The sequence below is a fragment of the Pseudarthrobacter sp. SL88 genome, assembly GCF_026672455.1.
In the GTDB taxonomy this organism is placed as follows: domain Bacteria; phylum Actinomycetota; class Actinomycetes; order Actinomycetales; family Micrococcaceae; genus Arthrobacter.
In genome coordinates, this window is sequence record NZ_JAPPRD010000001.1 from 446,931 (window position 1) to 464,870 (window position 17,940).

Genomic DNA, 17,940 nt, shown 5'->3' on the forward strand with positions numbered 1-17,940 from the left:
CGGCCTCGGCGCCCGGGGCCGTTTACTCCGGCGGGCAGACGGGTAACCATGGAACATGACTGATTCCGGAACCGGCGGCGCCGACGACCCCTTCGATGGCAGCGACGAAATCGTAGGAGGAACGCCCCCGGAAGAGACACCAGAGTCCATTGCCGACGACGTGCGGCATGACATCCAGCTCGGCCACGTGCAGGACGATGTCAGCACTGTCCTCGAGGAACGGTTCGAGGAAGCCGGCATAGATGCCCGGCCCGAAGAAGTGGACGACCTCGCGGAAGAGATCGAACGGGACGCGTCCAGCTAGCCACCTAGTCCTGCTGGGTCAGGCGTCCGGCCAGGCCACGGGTCCAGGAGGCCTGGTTGCAGTACAGCCTTGAATGGATACATCCCAAGATGTATCGTCGAAGGCATGGAGACCCTTACCCACGCCCCGGTCCTGGCGCGCTTCGGATACGCCGTCTCGGATCCCACCAGGGCGCAGGTCCTGCTGGCCCTCGCCCAGGCACCGTCCTACCCGTCGGATCTGGCCGACTCCATCGGAGTGTCCCGGCAGAGCATGTCCAACCACCTCACCTGCCTGCGGGGCTGCGGGCTGGTGGTGTCGGTCCCGGACGGGCGCCGTACGCGGTACGAACTTGCTGATGCCCGGCTGGGCCACGCCATCAAGGACCTCCTCGGCGTCGTCCTTGCCGTGGACCCGGCCTGCTGCGCCCCTGACGGCGAGTGCCTCGCATGAGCGGAACCCTGGCCCAGCGCCTCCCGTCCGGGCGGCGGGCCATCCTGACCCGCCGGATCCGCCTCCTCGCAGCCGCCACCATCACCTACAACGTCATCGAAGCCGTGGTTGCGCTCTGGGCCGGCGGCGTGGCCGATTCGTCGGCACTGATCGGGTTCGGACTGGATTCGGTCATCGAGGTCGCGTCGGCCGTGGCACTGTCGTGGCAGTTCTCCGCGAAGGACCCGGAACGGCGCGAGCACCTCACGCTGCGGATCATCGCCATCTCCTTCTTCGCGCTCGCCGCCTTCGTCACCATGGACGCCATTCGGTCCCTGGCGGGCGGGGGAGAGGCCCAGCACTCCACCCCCGGCATCGTGATTGCAGCCCTGAGCCTGGCCATCATGCCAGTTCTCTCATGGGCCCAGCGCCGGGCAGGACGCGAGCTCGGGTCCCGGACCGCCGTCGCCGACTCAAAGCAGACACTGCTCTGCACCTATCTTTCGGCGGTTCTTCTGGTGGGACTGGTCCTGAACAGCACCCTGGGCTGGTGGTGGGCGGACGCGGCAGCCGCCATTGTGATCGCCGGCATCGCCGTCCGCGAGGGCTTCAACGCCTGGCGCGGGGACGTGTGCTGCGCGGTGCCCCACGCTGCTGAGTCATCTGCCGGGTCGCCTGCGGTGTCCCGCGTCAATGGGAACGCGGCCGGGAATGCCGATGCTCTCCGGGACAGCAGCGGGCAGGACGCAGACGCGTGCTGCCCAGGGTGCGCTTCGCCGGAGTCGCAGCAAGAGCCTCTTGGCCTGCCCATCCGCAGCAAGAGCTGAGTAGCCGCCGAAACTTCAGCCCTGATGGCCGGGAGGTGGCACGGCCAGCGGAACCACGTCGAGGCGGCCCCCCGGGCCCACGATCACCAGGACGTGCGGCGCGGCCACACCGTTCAATGCCGCCATCACCTGCTGGATAATTTCGTCGGGCTGGGCAGCCGGTGACGCAGGCGCAAGGGCGGACGACGGCGGCAGGCCAGTGCCGCCGTCGTCCGCCCTCAGCCAGGCGGTCACCCTGGCGCCTCCCGTGGCGTCGGCGATGCCCCGTGCCAAAGAGCGGACGTCAATGGTGTCCGCGGGATAGCCGCTGACCAGGGTGACGTGGCCGGTCATCCGCCGTAGGGACGGGGCCGCGGCCGCCAGCAGAGTGCGGTCATGGCGCCACAACGCGAAGTGGTAGCCCGCCACCAGGCCAGCCGCCACCAGCAGGCCCAGCGGCGCCCGGGTCCTGTCCAGGAGGCTTCCGCCGGAGACGTCGCCGAGCAGGTACTGGAACACCCGGTAGCCCGTCACCAGCAGCGTAATTAGGGCCACCACCGCGCTGACGCCGAAGAATGCCACCAGGTAAATGCGCCGGCCGGATGGGATTTCGCCCGCCGTACGGGGCTGGTGCCGTGGTTTCCACGCCAGCCACCACACCGGGCCGCCCACCACGAGGGAGCTGATACCGCCCAGCAGCAGGGTGCGCGCGGCGCCGCCGGCCAAAGGTGAGACGGCGGCGGCCAGCAGGGCGTTCACCACCACGCCCACGCCGGAAGCCGCCGCGGCAAGCGCAACGGCCGAGGTGACCAGGAGGCTGGCGCGCCGGGTTTCGGTGGAACGGGTTGCCGCCACGTCCCGGTGGTAGCGCCATATCACCGCGCCGATTGCGGCGGCCGAGATTGCCGGCGCGAGGGGCTCCAGCAGAAGGTTCATCGGATCGCTGCGGTCGAACGCGAGCCGCAGGAGCACGAACACAACCACGCCAACACCGCCCAGCGCTGCGATGCCCGCAATGAAGATACCGGCGGCGATCACGGCCACATCCGCCAGTGTGGTCCTGAAGTGCCGGCCGCCTTCCCTGAACCAGTGCCACCACCACACCAGGGCGCCGCCGGAGGCCCACACCAGCGAACGGACCGGGGCATACCACCAGGGCTCGACCGCTGCGCTGAGCGGGAACCCGCGGATGGCCACATCCAACAGGCCGCTGAGGGCGGCAATGGCAGCGCCGGCGCCCAGCAGCAGGCCGAATACCGAGCCGAGGAGTGTCCTGGCGTCCTCCAGGTGCGTCGATGATTTCGCGGGGTGCTTCCACATCCACCGGTGCCAGAGCCAGATGACCGCCCACACCAGGCCGTTGGCGAGTGGGGACTGCCACTGGCTTGCCCGTGTATCGATGAAAGACGTTGCCAGATTCAGCAGCGAGGTGGCGGCGATCATGAGCGATACGGCGTACATCCCGGACAGGTACAGGCTCCAGCCGACGGCGGTGCGCTCCGCCGAATCGCCGAGGCGCCGCCAGGCAAACCACCACAGCAGCAGGGCCAGCGGGCCGCCGATCAAGGTGAACGCCAAGGGCAGTGCCAGGCTGGCCGGATCGCCGGTGACCAGCACGGATGCCGTATGGAAGAGCCGGTCGAGCAGCCCGCCCACCCCCGACGCCGCAATGATCACCAAAGCGAAGAGCAGCACGTAGAGGATCAGTCGGCGGAGGGTGGCCAGGCCGCCGGAAGGAGCACGGGTGGTGGTAGCTGCCGGCGGGGTCATGGTTTAGCCGGAACCACGGAGCATGCCGTCAGGATGTAGGGCGGCTGGTCGACCTTCCAGGTGCCGTTGACATTCAGGAGCGAGAAGTCGTCCTCCATCTCGTACTCGGACGGGCCAAACGGTCCGCCCTGGGACTGCTGGACGATCGAAACCCTCACCGTGGCTGAACCGGTGCGCTCCGCCGTCGAGACCAGAACGACGCGCGCCGGCCGGGGCTCGCCCGGATAGCCTCCCCGGCATCTGCTCCGGGCGGCATCGGTGAGGTAGGAATCCGCGGCGGCGTTGTCGCCGTCGATCACGGCCTTGCTGTACCGCTGGACCACCCCGGCGGGGCTGGCCTCATCCAGCGCGGCGGGCTCGCCGCGGGTAAAGACCACAGCCAGCGCAACCACTACCAGCAGTCCGACGACGCCGATCAGCGCGAACAGGATCCTGTCCGGTTTCCGCGAGGCGTCGCTCATGGCGCCAGTATGCGCCCATACCCGGCGAGATGGGATGTGTCTTTCGGCCCGGCGCGCAGACCCTATCCGCACTACAGCTGCGGTGGGACGATGTTCCTATGCAGGACAAGAGGGTTGACAGCCCAAACGATGCAGGACCACATCTGCATGCCCACACCGCACCCACTACGCAGCAGATGCGCACGGTGGGGCAACGCCGCCGCGATGCGGAGGAAAAACTGGAGCATCACCTCCAGGAAGCCCGCCACAAGGATCACCCGCAGGAGGAGGAGCCTCCGGCGGATCAGCCCCTCACTGACGGGGACCAGCGGGGCGGCAGTTCCACCTAGACAAGGAACCACAACAGGCGACGACGGGATTATCCCGGCGTCGCCTGTTTTATGCCGTGCAGGGACCGGTTGCACGTTCCGGAGGGGGTCTGCCCGTAGCCGACGCACGTTTCGGAAAAATTTCAACGATGTTGCTTTGAATGCAACTTCACCATTTTTCGCCGAATTTCGGGATGTTAGTGGGATTCCCTGAGGCCCAAGGGTCGGGGCGCAGGGAAATAGTCATGGAATCCCTTGACTGTGTCGACGGTCACCACCTATCTTGAAACAACGACGTTGCAATCAGTGCAACTCCAACTTCTATTGGTGGTTCTATGAGTCACGAAACAACACCGCCCCAGGCGGGAGTCATCGCCAAGGATGCCGATGGTTCCCCCCTGGCAGGCGGCGGCGTTAGCCCCCTAACGCCCAGCAAGGACGTACGACGCCGGGTGGTCACCGCCAGCTTCATCGGCAACTTTGTCGAGTGGTTCGACTACGCCGTCTACGGTTACCTTGCCGCTGTCATCTCCTCGGTCTTCTTTCCGGAGGCCGACCGGCAAACCGCGCTGCTGGCCACCTTTGGTGTTTTCGCGGTCTCCTTCTTCGTCCGGCCCCTGGGCGGCTTCTTCTGGGGCCATATCGGCGACAGGCTCGGCAGGCGGAAGGCCCTGTCCCTGTCCATCGTCATCATGTCCGTGTCGACGTTCTGCATCGCCCTGATTCCGGGATACGGGTCCATCGGGCTGATGGCGCCGGTTCTGCTCCTCCTCATCCGCATCGTCCAGGGCTTCTCAGCCGCCGGCGAGTACGCGGGCGCCTCGGCCTTCCTGGTGGAGTACGCCCCCGCGAACCGGCGTGGCCTCTACGCCGCCGTGGTTCCGGCCAGCACCGCGGCCGGCCTGCTCCTTGGCTCACTCATTGCCGCACTCCTGAGCGCGGTGCTCACCACAGACCAGCTGCATGAGTGGGGCTGGCGGCTGCCGTTCCTGCTTGCCGCACCCATGGGGCTCATCGGGCGCTACATCCGCACCAAGCTCGAGGACACCCCCGCGTTCCGGGAACTGGCCGCCAAGGAGGGCACCGAAGCCAAGGCTCCCGCGCTGGCCATGTTCAAGACCTACCGGAAGCAGTTGGTCATCGCCTGCGGCGCGGTGCTGCTCAACGCCGTCGGCTTCTACGTCATCCTCAGCTACATGCCCACGTACCTCTCCGAGGAACTGGGCTTCGGCCCCACCGAATCCTTCCTGGCCACCACGATTGCCCTGGCCAGCTACATCGGGTTCATCTTCCTCACCGGCATGGCCTCGGACGTCTTCGGCCGCAAGCGGATGCTGATCACAGCTTCCATCCTGTTTATGGTCCTTACTGTTCCGGCGTTCATGCTGCTGGAAACCGGTGATTTCCTGATCATCGTGCTGGTCCAGATCCTCCTGGGCGGAATGCTCACCCTCAACGACGGAACACTGCCCAGTTTCCTGGCAGAACTGTTCCCCACCAAGGTCCGCTACAGCGGGTTCGCCGTGAGCTTCAATCTCTAGAACGCCCTCTTCGGCGGCACTGCGCCTTTCATGGCCACGCTGCTGATCGCGATGACCCAGAGCAAGATCGCCCCGGGCTGGTACCTGGTTGCAGCCTCAGCTGTGTCCCTGGCGGCCGTCCTGTTCGCCACCGAGACGTCGCGCAAGCCCCTGAAGCACGTCTGACCCGCTGATTTCCACCCCGCCGTCACATCCGGCCCGCCGCAAGGCCCCTAACCACCCCTCCGATCCACAACAACCGCACTGGACAATCCAGAAGCATCAACGAAAGGCACAACAGTGACTATCACCGCCGATAACGCCTCGTCCATCGCCGAACTCGAGCGCCTCAAGGTCCTCCACAACGGCACCAAGGGCAAGCTCACGTTCTCCGACGCCGAGTTTGAGCGCCGCCTGGGCGGCCTCCGCCAGATCATGGCCGCCAAGAGCCTGGACGCGGTCATCCTGACCAGCTACCACGGCATCAAGTACTACTCCGACTTCCTCTTCACCACGTTTGGCCGCAACTACGCCCTGGTGGTCACCGCGGACGACTCGGTCACCATCACCGCGAACATCGACGCCGGCATGCCGTGGCGCACTTCCTACGGCGAGAACATCGTCTACACCGACTGGCGCCGCGACAACTTCTACTTCGGCCTGCAGGAAGCGCTGCGCCAGCGCGGCGTCAAGGCAACCCGCCTCGGAGTCGAGGATGACTTCCTCCCCGGCCTGACCCGCGAGAAGATCGCCGCCGCGTTCCCGGGCGCGCAGCTCCTGGACGTCTCGCAGGATGCCATGCGCCAGCGCATGATCAAGTCCGCCGAGGAGATCGAGGTCATCAAGCACGGCGCCCGCATCGGCGACCTCGGCGGCGAGGCCATCCGCAACGCCATACGCGAAGGGATCTCCGAGTACGAGGTCGCCCTGATCGGTACCGAGGCCATGGTGCACGAGATCGCCAAGACCTTCCCGGACCGCGAAGTCCGCGACACCTGGGTGTGGTTCCAGTCCGGCATCAACACCGACGGCGCCCACAACTGGGCCACCACCCGCAAGCTGCAGCAGGGCGACATCCTCTCGCTCAACTGTTTCCCCATGACCTCCGGCTACTACACCGCCCTGGAGCGCACCCTCTTCCTGGGCCAGCCGGATGAGCGTTCCCTCGAACTGTGGAACATCAACGTGGAGGTGCACAAGCGCGGCCTGGAACTCATCAAGCCCGGCGCCGTCTGCAAGGACATCGCTGCGGAACTGAACGAGATCTACATCAGCCACGGGCTGCTGGCCAACCGCACCTTCGGCTACGGCCACTCCTTCGGCGTCCTCAGCCACTACTACGGCCGCGAAGCCGGGCTGGAACTGCGCGAGGACATCGACACCGTCCTGGAGCCCGGCATGGTGGTCTCCATGGAGCCCATGATCACCGTCGCCGACGGCCAGCCGGGTGCCGGCGGCTACCGCGAGCACGACATCCTGGTCATCGGCGAGGACAACTCGGTGGAGAACATCACCAAGTTCCCGTTCGGCCCGGAGAAGAACATCATCGAGGCCTAACCGTCCAGCACTGGAAGCGGCGTCACGGATACGTGGCGCCGCTTCCGCCGTTTAGGGAAAGATAGTGTCCACCATGACTCCTGCAAAGACCAGCCAAAAAGACGCAGCAGATAACGACGCCGCAGGTGAGAACGGCACTGCCGGCACCGGCGCCAATGGCGGGGCGGACGCCAAAGGTGCCTCCGTCGTCGTCAACGCCATCGCCGTGCTGCGCACCTTCAGCGCCGAGGAACCCCTGCTGGGAGTCACCGAAATAGCCGGCCGCGTGGGCATGCACAAGAGTTCCGTCTCCCGGATCCTGGCCACCCTGGAGCAGGAAGGCCTGGTGGAACGGGACCCCGAAACCCGCCGGTTCCGTTTGGGCCTGGGGCTGATCGCCGTGGCCGGGCCGCTGCTGGCGGAAATGGACGAACGCCGCGTGGCTTACCCCGTGCTGCGCCGGCTCACCGAGCAAACGGGGGAGACCAGCGCACTCATGCTGTGGAACGGCGACGAGGCAATCTGCGTGGAACAGATCGCCAGCCCCCACCAGATCAAACACACCACACCCCTCGGCGCACGCTACCGCGACGCCATGAGCGCTTCGGTTCAGGTCTTCCTCGCCCATCAGCCCGCCGAGCGGGTCCGCGAGCTGCTCCGCAGCGGCGCCGTCACCTTCCCGGGAATGGACGACGCCGGGCTGGCGGCTTACGAAGCCCGGCTCAAGGAGGTTGCGGGGCGCGGCTGGGCCGGAAACTACGGCGAATCCTCCATGGACGAAGTGGGGGTCGCCGCGCCCGCCTACGACCACCGCGGCGACGTCACCGCCGTCGTACTGATCCCCGCCCCAAGGTTCCGGGTCTCACGCGAACGGCTGGAAGACCTCGGCGAAGCATGTATGGCCGCCGCCGCCCAGGTGACCACCCGCCTCGGCGGGCGGGCCAGCCAGAACACTTAGGCGGGCCAGCCGGAGGGTCAGGGCAGGCCGGCCATCCGCACGGCGAGATGCAACGCCGCCAGCCTCCCGGTGCCGCGGGGATCGCCGCCGCACAGATCGAAGATGCGCTGCAGCCGGTGGTGCATCGACTGCCGCTCCAGGTGCAGTTCGCGGGCCGACTGGGCCGTGTTGCAGCCCGAATCCAGCCAGACCTGCAGCGTTTCCATCAGCTGGGACTGCCGCTGCGCATCATGCTGCAGGACTGCACGCAGCTGGTGGTTGACGAACGCCTCCCGGTCCGACGCCGCAAGCCCCGTCAGCGCCAGGCTCTCCACGGCTGCGTCGTCGGCGTCGAGCACCACCAGGCCGTGGGCCGGCGGCCGCCTGCGCGGTGAGGCGTTCCGGCGCCGCACCTGGCGCACATCCAGGGCACGGCGTGCCTCGGCCAGGGACCACGCGGCGTCTGCCACCCCGTCAACCAGCGGGCCCACCGAAATGACCGCGTCGTGGTTGCCTTCCAGTCCTTGCAGCGAAGCAAGCAGCTCGCGCCGCACCCGGGCCGTATCGGCGCAGGGGAGTCCCGCCATCACCACCAGTTCCGCGTCGTCCAGGTACGCGGCGCTGGGAATCCGGCCGGCACCCAGGAACGCCTCGATCGCCCCGCGCATTTCCTGCGGGGACGCCGCATGCACGGCGGCCACCACCAGCGGCGAATCAAGCGGAAACCCTGCCCCCGGGGCCAGCTGTTCCAGACGCCACTCGGGTGCGGACGTGAGCACGGCCCGCATGAGCTCGGCCCCGGCCTGGGCATGCAGGCCGGGCGGGGTGTGCTGCAGCAGAGCCAAGCCCAGGATGTCGACGGCGCGTTCCCCGGCCACCTGCGCCAGCGCCGTGTCCCCGCCGTGCGGAACCAACACCTCCAGCCTGCCCATCAGGACGCCGCGCACGGGAATGTCCACGCTCATTGCAGTTCCGGTGGGCGCGTCGGGAGCTGCAGGCGCGTCCGTGACGTCCGGCGTCTCGGTGACCGCGTCCGCCCCGGCGCCGTCCGTTCCTATGTGAGTCCCGGCGGCGTCGAATGTCCCGCCGCCGCCAGCAGCGCTGCCGCCAGCAGCCTCGTCGAGCTTCGCGCTGCCGCCCTTGCCCGCGCCGCCGTCGGCTGGCCCGCCGCTGTCCGTGCCGGCGTCGTGCGCGGCTTCGCGTTCCGCTGCGTCCAAACCCTCCGGCAGGGCGCTGCCCAGGTCAATGCCCCATGGAGAGACCAGGCGCACCGCGGACCCGGTGATGCCGGCCAGGACGCCAAGGATCTTGTCCAGGGACGCGCCGTGGGCCAGCTCGGCGGCCATGGCCCGGGTGGCGGCGTCCGCCTGGTGCAGGTGCCCCGCAGACTCGCTGACCAGGATGGAATTGATGGCCTGCATGATGCCCACGAACGGCACCACCTTGCGCAGCTCCACCACCGGAAGACCGTACTCGGCCGCCGTTTCCAGCATGTCGGAAGGTACCTCGGGAAGCACGCCGCCGGTCTCGATGGCCAGGGCAGCAATGCCGCGCTGGGCCAGTTCACGGACGTAATCGCCGCGCCTGGCGGGAGTGGCTGTGGCCAGGGTGATGCCGCCGCACAACAGCAGCTCACCGCCGCGCAGCAGCGGCGCGATGTCCAGAACTTCACTCGAGTGCACCCAGCGGACCGGCTGCGCGGACGTGTCCGTGCCCAGCGGATGGACCACGGGATCGGCTGCGGCGAGGGCTGGATGGGCGAGTATTTCACCAAGAGACACTGACACGACGGTCCGTAACGTAGAAGTGGAATCTGTTCGACACATCGTATCTTGTTTACTGTGATTGGGGCCACATAGCCTTGGAAGTACGAAATCCACCTCACGGAGGCCCCCATGCAAGAAAAGCTTTCAACTTCAGCGCAAAGGCGCGCTGGTTCTGACGCAAACGGCCACACAGACCACACCACAGACCACTCCACCGTCGACCACGAAGCCTGGCTCCAGCCCATCCCCGAATCCGCCCGCACCCGCAAGGTGTCCGGCCAGTTCTGGATCTGGGCCGGCGCCAACCTGGCACCCATCAACTGGGTACTCGGAGCACTCGGAATCCACCTGGGACTCGGCTTCGCGGACACCGTCACCGTCCTTGTCCTTGGCAACCTGATCGGCATGCTGCTCTTCGGCTGCTTCGTCCTGCTGGGCCAGAAAACCGGAGCCACCGGCATGGTCCTGGCCCGCGCAGCCTTCGGCCGGCGCGGAAACTACCTCCCCGCCGCCATCCAGGCGCTGCTGGTGATCGGGTGGTGCGCCGTCAACACCTGGATCATCCTGGACCTGGTGATGGCCCTCTTCGGAACGCTCGGCTGGGTGGACCCGGAAGCCCACAACTACGCCTGGAAGATCGGCGTGGCCACCACCATCATGGCTGCCCAGGTTGCCATCGCCTGGTTCGGCTACAAAGCCATCGCCGCCTTCGAAAAGTGGACGGTACCGCCCACCATCATCATCCTCGCGGTCATGTCCGCCGTCGCCTGGTTCGGCATGAAGATCGACTGGGGCTACGCCGGCCCCGCAGGCAACATCCTCGAGGGCTCAGAACGCATCGCCGCCATGAGCGCCGTGATGACCGCCATCGGCATCGGCTGGGGCATCACCTGGTTCACCTACGCCGCTGACTACTCCCGCTTCGTGAGCACCTCGGTCCCCAAGAAGAAGGTCTACCTGGCCTCGGTCCTGGGCCAGTTCATCCCGGTGGTCTGGCTGGGCATCCTCGGCGCCAGCCTTGCCACGAACAGCGGCGAAGTTGACCCCGGAAAGCTGATCGTCCAGAACTTCGGCGTCCTGGCGCTGCCGGTCCTGCTGATGGTGCTGCACGGCCCCATCGCCACCAACATCCTGAACATCTACACCTTCTCCGTCGCCACGCAGGCACTGGACATCACCATCAGCCGCCGCAAACTCAACCTGTTCGTGGGCGTCTTCTCCCTCGCCGCCGTCGTCTTCTTTATCTTCCAGGAGAACTTCGCCGAGGTGCTGGACGCCTGGCTGATCGGCCTGGTGGCCTGGGTGGCTGCCTGGGGCGGCGTCATGCTGGTGCACTACTTCTGGCTGGAGAAGCGCTGGCCGGGCGGAGCCGAGCGGCTCTTCGATGGCATCGGCACCCTCCGCCTGCCCGGCGTCAACTGGGCCGGCGTCACCTCGCTCCTGGCCGGCATCTTCGCCACCTGGATGTTCATGTACGGACTGGTACCCGCCATGCAGGGCCCCATCGCCGTGGCCCTGGGCGGCTGGGACCTCTCCTGGCTGGCGGGCGGACTCACCAGCGCCGGCGTCTACGCGGTCCTCGGCCCGCGGGTCCACCTCCGCTACGTCACGGGCTCCGGCTCCGGCTCCGACGCCAAGACCGCAGTCGCTGGAAACCCGGACAGCGCCGCAGTCCTCCCGGTCATCTGACCCGCACTTCCACTCAACACCCCAGCTGTACAGGCGGGCGCACGGCGCCCGCCGAAAGGAATCCATCGTGAACCAGCCCGCCATCGCGGACCTCCTGCACCCCATCACCTGGCCTGAAGGCTTCAAGGCCGCAGCGTCCTTCACGTTCGACGTAGACGCCGAGTCCTGCACCATCGCCCACGATCCCACCAGCACGCGGCGGATGTCGCTGATGACCCACCAGTCCTACGGGCCCAAGGTGGCGGTGCCGCGGCTGCTGAAGATCCTGGAGCGCCAGGACGTCCGGGCCACGTTCTTCATCCCCGGTTTCACGGCGGAGTCCTACCCGGATATCGTCCGGCAGATCGTGGACGGCGGGCACGAGGTGGGCCACCACGGCTACCTGCACGAGCCGATGCAGGGCATCGACGCCGCTACCGAGGCCGGCTACATGGACCGCGGCCTCGAAGCCCTGGCCAAGGTGGCAGGGGTCCGGCCGGTGGGGTACCGGGCGCCGTGGTGGGAGCTGAACTGGCATTCACCGGGCCTGCTGGCGGACCGCGGGTTCCTTTACGATTCGAGCCTGCTCGACGGCGACGCCCCCTACCGCTTCGCCGTCGCCGCCGATGATCCCCGGGACATCGTGGAGATCCCGGTGGACTGGACGCTGGACGACTGGGAGCAGTATGCCTTCTACCCGGGCGTCACCGGCAGCGGCGTCATCGAAAGCCCCGCCAAGGTCCTCGAAATGTGGACGCTCGAGGCTGAAGCCCACCACTCGCAGGGCAGCTGCTTCGTCCTCACCAACCACCCGTTTATCTCCGGCCGGCCCTCCAAGGCTGTGGCCCTGGAACAGCTCATCGAGCGGGTGAAGGGCTTGGACGGCATGTGGGTGACCACCATGGAGGAGATCGCGCGGCACACCAAGGCCTCGGTCACCGAAATCCACACCCACGCCCGGATCGACGTGCCGGTATTCCCCGGTGCGGGTGCAGCGTTCACGCCGGCGGCAGTGCGGGAGGGGGCGCTGAAGTAGGCCAAGCCAAACAGCAGCGGACGACGGCGGGAGGTTCCCGCCGTCGTCCGCTTGCGTTTGCGGACCAGCCGGTGGCAGCCGGGGTGCCGGTTTCAAGCGTTGGCTGTGCCGGCTTACGGACAGGCCGTCGCTTCTGTGGGTCGCGAGAACATCTGGGGATGACCGACAGTACTTCGCTGGAATTGCCGCCCCTCTACGAGTCCCTGACCTGGCTTACCCCGCTCTCCGAGGAACGGGCTGCACACCTTGTGGCGTTCCTGTCCGACCCGGCGCCGGCTGAGGTTCTGGACATGGGGTGCGGATGGGGTGAACTGCTGCTTCGGGTTTTGGGATCGGCACCGCATGCACGGGGACGCGGAGTGGACGTTTCTTCCGCGTCCATCGACCGAGCCAGGGAACAGGCCTTGACCCGTGGGCTGCTCGACAGGGTGACGTTTGAGCCGGTGCCCGGGCTGGAAGCAGAGGATCGCTCCGCAGACGCTGTCATCTGTATCGGTGCGAGCCAGATCTGGGGGCCGCCGGTAGAGGAGGCGCAGCCGCTCGACTACGCCGCAGCACTGCGCGCCCTTCGAGATCTGGTGCTTCCCGGCGGCCGACTCGTCTACGGCGAGGCGATCTGGTCAGCAACACCTCATCCGGCTGCCACCGCCCCTCTGGCTGGACGTGACGACGAGTACCTGACGCGAGATGCGTTACGCGAGCAGATCCGCGCCGCCGGCTTCGAGGTGGTGGACGACGATCAGGCAAGCGTTCAGGAGTGGGACGTCTTCGAGGCCGGGTATCGCGACAGGTTCACCCGTTGGCTGGAAGCACATGATGATGACCATCCCCCCGCGGAGCTCGTCCGCCAGCGATATGAGGAACAGCGCGCTGCGTATGAAGAGGGCTACCGGGGCGTACTCGGGATGGCTTATTTCTGCTTAAGAGCGTAGGGGCTCGCGCGGCCGACCCGGCGCGGCAGATGTAAAGCCGCATCAACCCCCGGACGGTCGGTGGCGTAGTCGAACCGCAGCACCTCGTACGCCCGAACAGCGGCAGGAGTAGGCAGCTAAGCATTGGGTGCTGTGACCTTGTGCGCCCAGGTCGGCCGGTAAGGTAGCCAGGTATGGATGATGCGGCTTCAAAGGATAAAACGGACCGCCCCTACGTCACGTTGCTTCTCCCTGACGAGATCCTCAAGAAACGCAACGCCGCGCACATACCAACAGTGTTGATCCTTCTGTTGTTCGTGGTCATCGAAGCAGTCTTGCTTGCCACACAGAGTTTCATCCCTTTTGCCCTTGTGCTGGTGTTAGTGACTGTGGGGCTGGCGGTTTCTGGAAAGGCCATGACCAAGAAGTTCATGTCTGGTGCTAACCATGAGATGGCGAAGTTCCTCACCACCGAACTTGGTCAAAGTGATGCATTCGAACACGCTCTCTATGAGTCGCTGAGTAATGAGGTGTTCACTCGCGTATTCCGTAAATCGCTTTCGTCTGCCTACGAGATGGAATACCTTGCAGTTCCAATCAAGCCTGCCGGTGAGCCACCTTGGGCGATCAGGATGCTTCGGGGTGCAACGGGATACGAGTTGCGTCAGCACCGATAAAGGGTTTCAAGACGCTGAGTTGCTCTAATCTTGCGTGGGAAAGTTTTGGCGACCGTCCGGGCCCTATGGGCGGAAAAGTGCTCCATCAGATCCGACATATCCAAACTGGTTCTTCGTTGCAATACCGTAAGAGGTTTCGGAAATAACAATGTCCTGCCCGCTTAGGGATCCTTTACCGGACGCTTCGGTCACCGTGCGGCATAGGTGAACGAGTCAACCCAACCGGGGGCAGTCCCCTCCAATATCGTCGTAACGTTGTGCCCTATAGCTTTGGAAAGGGGTGGGTGTCGTGAAGGCAGACGAGGTGACCTTGGGATGTTATCCGCGTGATGACGTCTCATGGGTGAAAGATGGCAAGGTTCGGGAAGGTCGCGCGACGATATCGGTCCGTCAGGCTGACGGGACTCTGAAGTCCGCTGGCGAAGTTGCCTTTGGCGACTTAGGTGTTCTGCATCTAGATGTGGAAGCCGGTGGCGAGTTCGTCATTGAGCTACGAGCCCGCTTCGAGTCGGAGATATTCGACCGCCGGGTGACCTTCATCGCCAGTGGTGACGAGAACAGCGATGTCTTCGTATCGGCAGTCGGGCCCGGTGCGCACGCTGAACCGAAGGCCGGTCTGTTTAGGCGGACGCGGTATTCAGGGTTCGAGTTTGGTGTGCTTGTAATGGGTGCCACGACTGAGCAGGGTACCCGCATCAGCAGCACTTTAGGCCCGCTCAAAGCTACTTCGAGAATGCGTTAGGACGAATAGTGGAAAAAGCACAGGTCGATGAACGGAGTGCCAGACAGCCCTCGATCATCGATCGCGTCTTTTCAATCATCATCTTGGTTGGGCAGCCGTTCGTGGCCGTCGCGCAGTTCTTGATTGTCGCCCTCGGCGCGTCCGAGTGGATGGACGGAAGCCGTTCGATACCGCAATGGGCGGCAACGACTGCCTACGTTCTGATCTTCCTCATCCCACTCGCAGCGGCAATAGCCACGATCGTGATGCTCGCCAAGCGACGGATCGCGTTCTGGATACCGCTTCTCGCGATGGTGGTTACGTCCATGATGGTCCTCGTCCTCGACGCTTACGGGCAGACGCGACATCTTGTAAACCTAGTTCCTGAGCACACTACGAGGTCGGGACCATTGGGACTGCTGTAGCTTTGCGATTGAATGCCGGGCGGACTATGACACATTTTCCGTTGATGTCCGTCCCCGCTGCCGAGGCGCCTGCGAAGAAGGCGTATCCCGCCGTCGGGAACCTTCTGCTGAGTCGGCGTTCTGGCCGCTAAACAGCCGGCTTGGGCGGGCCGGGTGTCGTACCGGCGTGCTAAACACGTTCGTAAGAACCCGGACGAGGAGACCCGCCATGACCAACGCCATCCGGCTTGAACACCGCTTGAAACATCCCGTGGAAGGCCGGACCGCCTACGAGGGGATGGGCAGCGGCTGGCCCGGCCTGCTGAACCGGATCGACGGGATGCTGGCCGGCCAGCCCGACGCGATTCAGTAACCGCCGGGCCGGTCCTCCAGCAGTGCCCGCAGAAGGTTGGTGGTCTGGTCCGCGCACTGCTTGATGCCCCGCAGGTGCTCTGCCGCCAGCCGGGGGAGTGCGGTGGCCGAGCCGTTGCCGCGGGCAGCGGTGCGCAGCGCCCGCTCGAGTTCCAGGGCCAGGCCGGCCAGCCGCTCCGCACCGATCATCTGGCTGGACGTCTTCAAACTCAGGATGGCATCGAGGGCACCCGGGGCGTCGCCGGTGGTGAACGTCAGGCGTACCTTCTGGATCCGGTGCGGCAGGTTGGCGATGAAATCCTGAATGAAGACCTGCCACACGCCTTCGTCGTCGTCCAGGTCGGAGCGCAGCCGTTCCAGTACCGCCTTGTCCAGCAGCGGCAGGGCGTAGCCGTCTTCCTGCGTCACGGTCCTCCACCCCGCACGTCCCGCTGCCGGCCCATGATGCGCCTCCCGCTGTCGGCATACCTGCGCGATGCTGCGGCAGGACTTTCAACGGACGGTACGTGCCTGCGGGGCCGGAGCGCATGAGTGGTGGGTACTCGCATTTCCGGGTACCGACCCCTGCTTACAGTGCTGTTTACCTCCGGTAGCCTGTTGGGATGGTTCGGGAAATGGCTGAGTTCGGCGGCGAGGGCATCATGCTCGCCGGGGCAGGCCGTGCCCTGCTGCTGCAGCTCGCCAACCCGGCCGTGGGACGCGGCGTGGCGGAACACAGCACCTTCGAGGGCCGCCCGGTCAACCGGCTCAAGGGCACGCTCACCTATGTGTACGCCATCGTCTACGGCACCGACGAACAGGTAAAGGAAGTCCGCCGCCGGGTAAACCGGGCCCACGTGCCGGTCCGGCGCCCGGACACCGCGGAGTCGCCCGGCTACAGCGCCTACGATCCCGAACTCCAGCTCTGGGTGGTGGCCACGCTCTACGACACCGCCCGCACCGTCATCGAGAAGATCTACGGCCCGCTCGACGCCGGCACGGCCGATGCGATGTACCGCGACTATGCGCGGCTCGGCACCGCCCTGCAGGTTCCCGAGGGCATGTGGCCGCAGGACCGGGCCGCGTTTGGCCGCTACTGGGACGAACAGGTGGCAACCCTCCAGGCCGGACCCGCCGGCATCCGGGTGGCGCACGGCCTGCTCTACCCCAAGCACACCGCCCTCTGGTACCGGGCCATCATTCCGCCGGCCCGGTTCCTCACCGCAGGGTTCCTGCCGGACCGGATCCGCCAGGACTTCGGCCTGCCGTGGAACGACCGCCATGAGCGCCGCTTCAACAGCACCATGCGGATGCTGTCACTCACCTACCCAAGGCTCCCGCGGGGCATCCGGCACGGGCTCAAGGACTACCTCCTGGGCGAGCTGGACAAGGACATCCGCAGGAACAGCCGGTCAGCCAAGCGTCAGGGAGTCAGTGCGTAGTTCCACCCCGGTTGAGCAGCGGATCGATGAAAGTGCCCGCCGCTTCCTCGCCACCGCTCCGGCCAACGGCGCCAAAGCCAGGCTCACGGAGTTCGTGGTTTTCGGCCTCAAACAGGGCTGGGCCTGCATCTTCGGGGCGGCCCTCCTGTCGGTGCTCATGGCGGCCCGCCTCTGGTACCCGGACAGCGCGGCGCTGGCCCGCAACGACTTCCTGACCCTCGCCGCCGTCGTGATCCAGGTCCTGATGGTTGCCTTCAAACTCGAAACCCTGAAGGAACTCCGGGTCATCGTGCTGTTCCACCTGGTGGGGACCTGCATGGAACTGTTCAAAACGGACGTGGGTTCCTGGTCCTACGAGGCCGAGGGCGTGCTGCGGATCGGCGCCGTGCCCCTCTTCAGCGGCTTCATGTACGCGGCCGTGGGTTCCTACATGGTCCGCGTCTACCGGCTCTTCGACCTCCGGTTCGCCAACTACCCACGCAGGTGGATCACCGCAATCGTGGCCGCGGCCATCTACGTCAACTTCTTCAGCCACCACTACATCTGGGACCTGCGCTGGGTGCTGCTCGCCGCCGTCGTGGTGGTCTTCGGCCGCTGCGTGATGCACTTCCGGGTGTTCCGGCGGCAGTTCCGGATGCCGCTGGTGGTCTCGTTCCTGCTGGTGGCGCTGTTCATCTGGATCGCCGAGAACATCGCCACCTGGTCCGGTGCGTGGCTCTATCCCAGCCAAATAGCGGGCTGGCACCCGGTGGGCCTGGAGAAACTCGTGGCCTGGTTCCTGCTGATGATCATCTCCGTAGTGCTGGTGGCCTGGGTCTACAAGCCGGCACCCCCGGAAGAAGAAAGCGGACGACGCCGGGATGTCCGGGCACGGTCAAAGCTGCCCGGTTGAGGGGACGCCTGGGAGAAGA

At 66.0% G+C, this 17,940-nt stretch carries 18 protein-coding genes and 1 pseudogene; 15 read left to right on the forward strand and 4 right to left on the reverse strand.

All coding sequences use genetic code 11. The features are described from left to right. The first annotated feature begins 55 nt into the window (after positions 1 to 55). The 3 genes from OVA06_RS01935 to OVA06_RS01945 all read left to right on the forward strand — a co-directional run bounded on the left by OVA06_RS01935 (position 56) and on the right by OVA06_RS01945 (position 1,542). Complete coding sequence (locus OVA06_RS01935) at positions 56 to 304, forward strand: hypothetical protein (protein WP_268155916.1); 249 nt, start codon at positions 56 to 58, stop codon at positions 302 to 304. A gap of 105 nt (positions 305 to 409) precedes the next feature. Then, positions 410 to 736 (forward strand): ArsR/SmtB family transcription factor, encoded by a 327-nt coding sequence (locus tag OVA06_RS01940; RefSeq protein ID WP_045731074.1) that lies wholly within the window; start codon positions 410 to 412, stop codon positions 734 to 736. Further along, entirely contained in the window at positions 733 to 1,542 is an 810-nt protein-coding gene (locus tag OVA06_RS01945) for a cation transporter (protein WP_268155922.1), read from the forward strand. Before OVA06_RS01940 ends, OVA06_RS01945 begins: the two co-directional genes overlap by 4 nt. 15 nt (positions 1,543 to 1,557) lie before the next feature. Here OVA06_RS01945 and OVA06_RS01950 read toward each other — a convergent pair whose 3' ends face one another. Beyond that, positions 1,558 to 3,291, reverse strand: a complete 1,734-nt coding sequence (locus OVA06_RS01950; RefSeq protein ID WP_268155923.1) for a DUF5671 domain-containing protein — start codon at positions 3,289 to 3,291, stop codon at positions 1,558 to 1,560. Continuing rightward, positions 3,288 to 3,752: a hypothetical protein gene (locus OVA06_RS01955; RefSeq protein ID WP_268155924.1), complete on the reverse strand. Its 465-nt coding sequence runs from the start codon at positions 3,750 to 3,752 to the stop codon at positions 3,288 to 3,290. The genes OVA06_RS01950 and OVA06_RS01955 overlap by 4 nt, the downstream gene beginning before the upstream one ends. 643 nt (positions 3,753 to 4,395) lie before the next feature. On the opposite strand from OVA06_RS01955, the pseudogene OVA06_RS01960 reads away from it, so the two are divergent. From OVA06_RS01960 to OVA06_RS01970, 3 genes and pseudogenes are all read left to right on the forward strand, one after another. Then, positions 4,396 to 5,766, forward strand: a pseudogene (locus OVA06_RS01960) (MFS transporter). A gap of 114 nt (positions 5,767 to 5,880) precedes the next feature. After that, positions 5,881 to 7,137, forward strand: a complete 1,257-nt coding sequence (locus OVA06_RS01965) for an aminopeptidase P family protein (RefSeq protein WP_056077836.1) — start codon at positions 5,881 to 5,883, stop codon at positions 7,135 to 7,137. A gap of 61 nt (positions 7,138 to 7,198) precedes the next feature. Further along, positions 7,199 to 8,074 (forward strand): IclR family transcriptional regulator, encoded by an 876-nt coding sequence (locus OVA06_RS01970; protein WP_056077833.1) that lies wholly within the window; start codon positions 7,199 to 7,201, stop codon positions 8,072 to 8,074. 17 nt (positions 8,075 to 8,091) lie between these two features. Here OVA06_RS01970 and OVA06_RS01975 read toward each other — a convergent pair whose 3' ends face one another. Further along, positions 8,092 to 9,840, reverse strand: coding sequence for a PucR family transcriptional regulator (locus OVA06_RS01975; protein WP_268155926.1), 1,749 nt, complete (start codon positions 9,838 to 9,840; stop codon positions 8,092 to 8,094). A gap of 108 nt (positions 9,841 to 9,948) precedes the next feature. Here OVA06_RS01975 and OVA06_RS01980 point away from each other — a divergent pair, with 108 nt between their 5' ends. From OVA06_RS01980 to OVA06_RS02010, 7 genes are all read left to right on the forward strand, one after another. Beyond that, positions 9,949 to 11,508 (forward strand): purine-cytosine permease family protein, encoded by a 1,560-nt coding sequence (locus OVA06_RS01980; RefSeq protein WP_268155928.1) that lies wholly within the window; start codon positions 9,949 to 9,951, stop codon positions 11,506 to 11,508. Between the two features lie 67 nt (positions 11,509 to 11,575). Next, entirely contained in the window at positions 11,576 to 12,523 is a 948-nt protein-coding gene (locus OVA06_RS01985; protein WP_268155930.1) for a polysaccharide deacetylase family protein, read from the forward strand. 158 nt (positions 12,524 to 12,681) lie between these two features. Then, positions 12,682 to 13,455 carry an SAM-dependent methyltransferase gene (locus OVA06_RS01990; RefSeq protein WP_268155932.1) on the forward strand — a complete coding sequence of 258 codons (774 nt, stop codon included), beginning with the start codon at positions 12,682 to 12,684 and terminating at the stop codon, positions 13,453 to 13,455. A 173-nt stretch (positions 13,456 to 13,628) separates the two neighbouring features. Then, the gene (locus OVA06_RS01995) at positions 13,629 to 14,111 is read left to right on the forward strand and encodes a hypothetical protein (protein WP_268155934.1); all 483 of its coding nucleotides are present in this window, start codon (positions 13,629 to 13,631) and stop codon (positions 14,109 to 14,111) included. 289 nt (positions 14,112 to 14,400) lie between these two features. After that, positions 14,401 to 14,853 (forward strand): hypothetical protein, encoded by a 453-nt coding sequence (locus OVA06_RS02000; RefSeq protein ID WP_156368356.1) that lies wholly within the window; start codon positions 14,401 to 14,403, stop codon positions 14,851 to 14,853. An 8-nt stretch (positions 14,854 to 14,861) separates the two neighbouring features. Further along, a complete protein-coding gene (locus OVA06_RS02005) occupies positions 14,862 to 15,257 on the forward strand; it encodes a hypothetical protein (RefSeq protein WP_268155937.1) in 396 nt (131 codons plus the stop codon). Between the two features lie 208 nt (positions 15,258 to 15,465). Continuing rightward, complete coding sequence (locus tag OVA06_RS02010; RefSeq protein WP_268155939.1) at positions 15,466 to 15,609, forward strand: hypothetical protein; 144 nt, start codon at positions 15,466 to 15,468, stop codon at positions 15,607 to 15,609. On the opposite strand, the gene OVA06_RS02015 is transcribed toward OVA06_RS02010, so the two are convergent. After that, complete coding sequence (locus OVA06_RS02015; RefSeq protein ID WP_056077799.1) at positions 15,603 to 16,016, reverse strand: Hpt domain-containing protein; 414 nt, start codon at positions 16,014 to 16,016, stop codon at positions 15,603 to 15,605. The genes OVA06_RS02010 and OVA06_RS02015 overlap by 7 nt on opposite strands. A 206-nt stretch (positions 16,017 to 16,222) precedes the next feature. Between OVA06_RS02015 and OVA06_RS02020 the strand changes: the two genes are divergently transcribed. Together OVA06_RS02020 and OVA06_RS02025 are read left to right on the forward strand one after the other, a co-directional pair. Next, positions 16,223 to 17,029, forward strand: coding sequence for an oxygenase MpaB family protein (locus OVA06_RS02020; protein ID WP_235501465.1), 807 nt, complete (start codon positions 16,223 to 16,225; stop codon positions 17,027 to 17,029). Beyond that, entirely contained in the window at positions 17,022 to 17,921 is a 900-nt protein-coding gene (locus OVA06_RS02025; protein ID WP_268155942.1) for a DUF817 domain-containing protein, read from the forward strand. The genes OVA06_RS02020 and OVA06_RS02025 overlap by 8 nt, the downstream gene beginning before the upstream one ends. Positions 17,922 to 17,940 lie beyond the last annotated feature (19 nt).

Coding starts and splice junctions, on each gene's coding strand:
- OVA06_RS01935 (WP_268155916.1), top strand. CDS start 56: ATGACTGATTCCGGAACCGGCGGCGCCGACGACCCCTTCGATGGCAGC.
- OVA06_RS01940 (WP_045731074.1), top strand. CDS start 410: ATGGAGACCCTTACCCACGCCCCGGTCCTGGCGCGCTTCGGATACGCC.
- OVA06_RS01945 (WP_268155922.1), top strand. CDS start 733: ATGAGCGGAACCCTGGCCCAGCGCCTCCCGTCCGGGCGGCGGGCCATC.
- OVA06_RS01950 (WP_268155923.1), bottom strand. CDS start 3,291: ATGACCCCGCCGGCAGCTACCACCACCCGTGCTCCTTCCGGCGGCCTG.
- OVA06_RS01955 (WP_268155924.1), bottom strand. CDS start 3,752: ATGAGCGACGCCTCGCGGAAACCGGACAGGATCCTGTTCGCGCTGATC.
- OVA06_RS01980 (WP_268155928.1), top strand. CDS start 9,949: ATGCAAGAAAAGCTTTCAACTTCAGCGCAAAGGCGCGCTGGTTCTGAC.
- OVA06_RS01990 (WP_268155932.1), top strand. CDS start 12,682: ATGACCGACAGTACTTCGCTGGAATTGCCGCCCCTCTACGAGTCCCTG.
- OVA06_RS01995 (WP_268155934.1), top strand. CDS start 13,629: ATGGATGATGCGGCTTCAAAGGATAAAACGGACCGCCCCTACGTCACG.
- OVA06_RS02010 (WP_268155939.1), top strand. CDS start 15,466: ATGACCAACGCCATCCGGCTTGAACACCGCTTGAAACATCCCGTGGAA.
- OVA06_RS02020 (WP_235501465.1), top strand. CDS start 16,223: ATGGCTGAGTTCGGCGGCGAGGGCATCATGCTCGCCGGGGCAGGCCGT.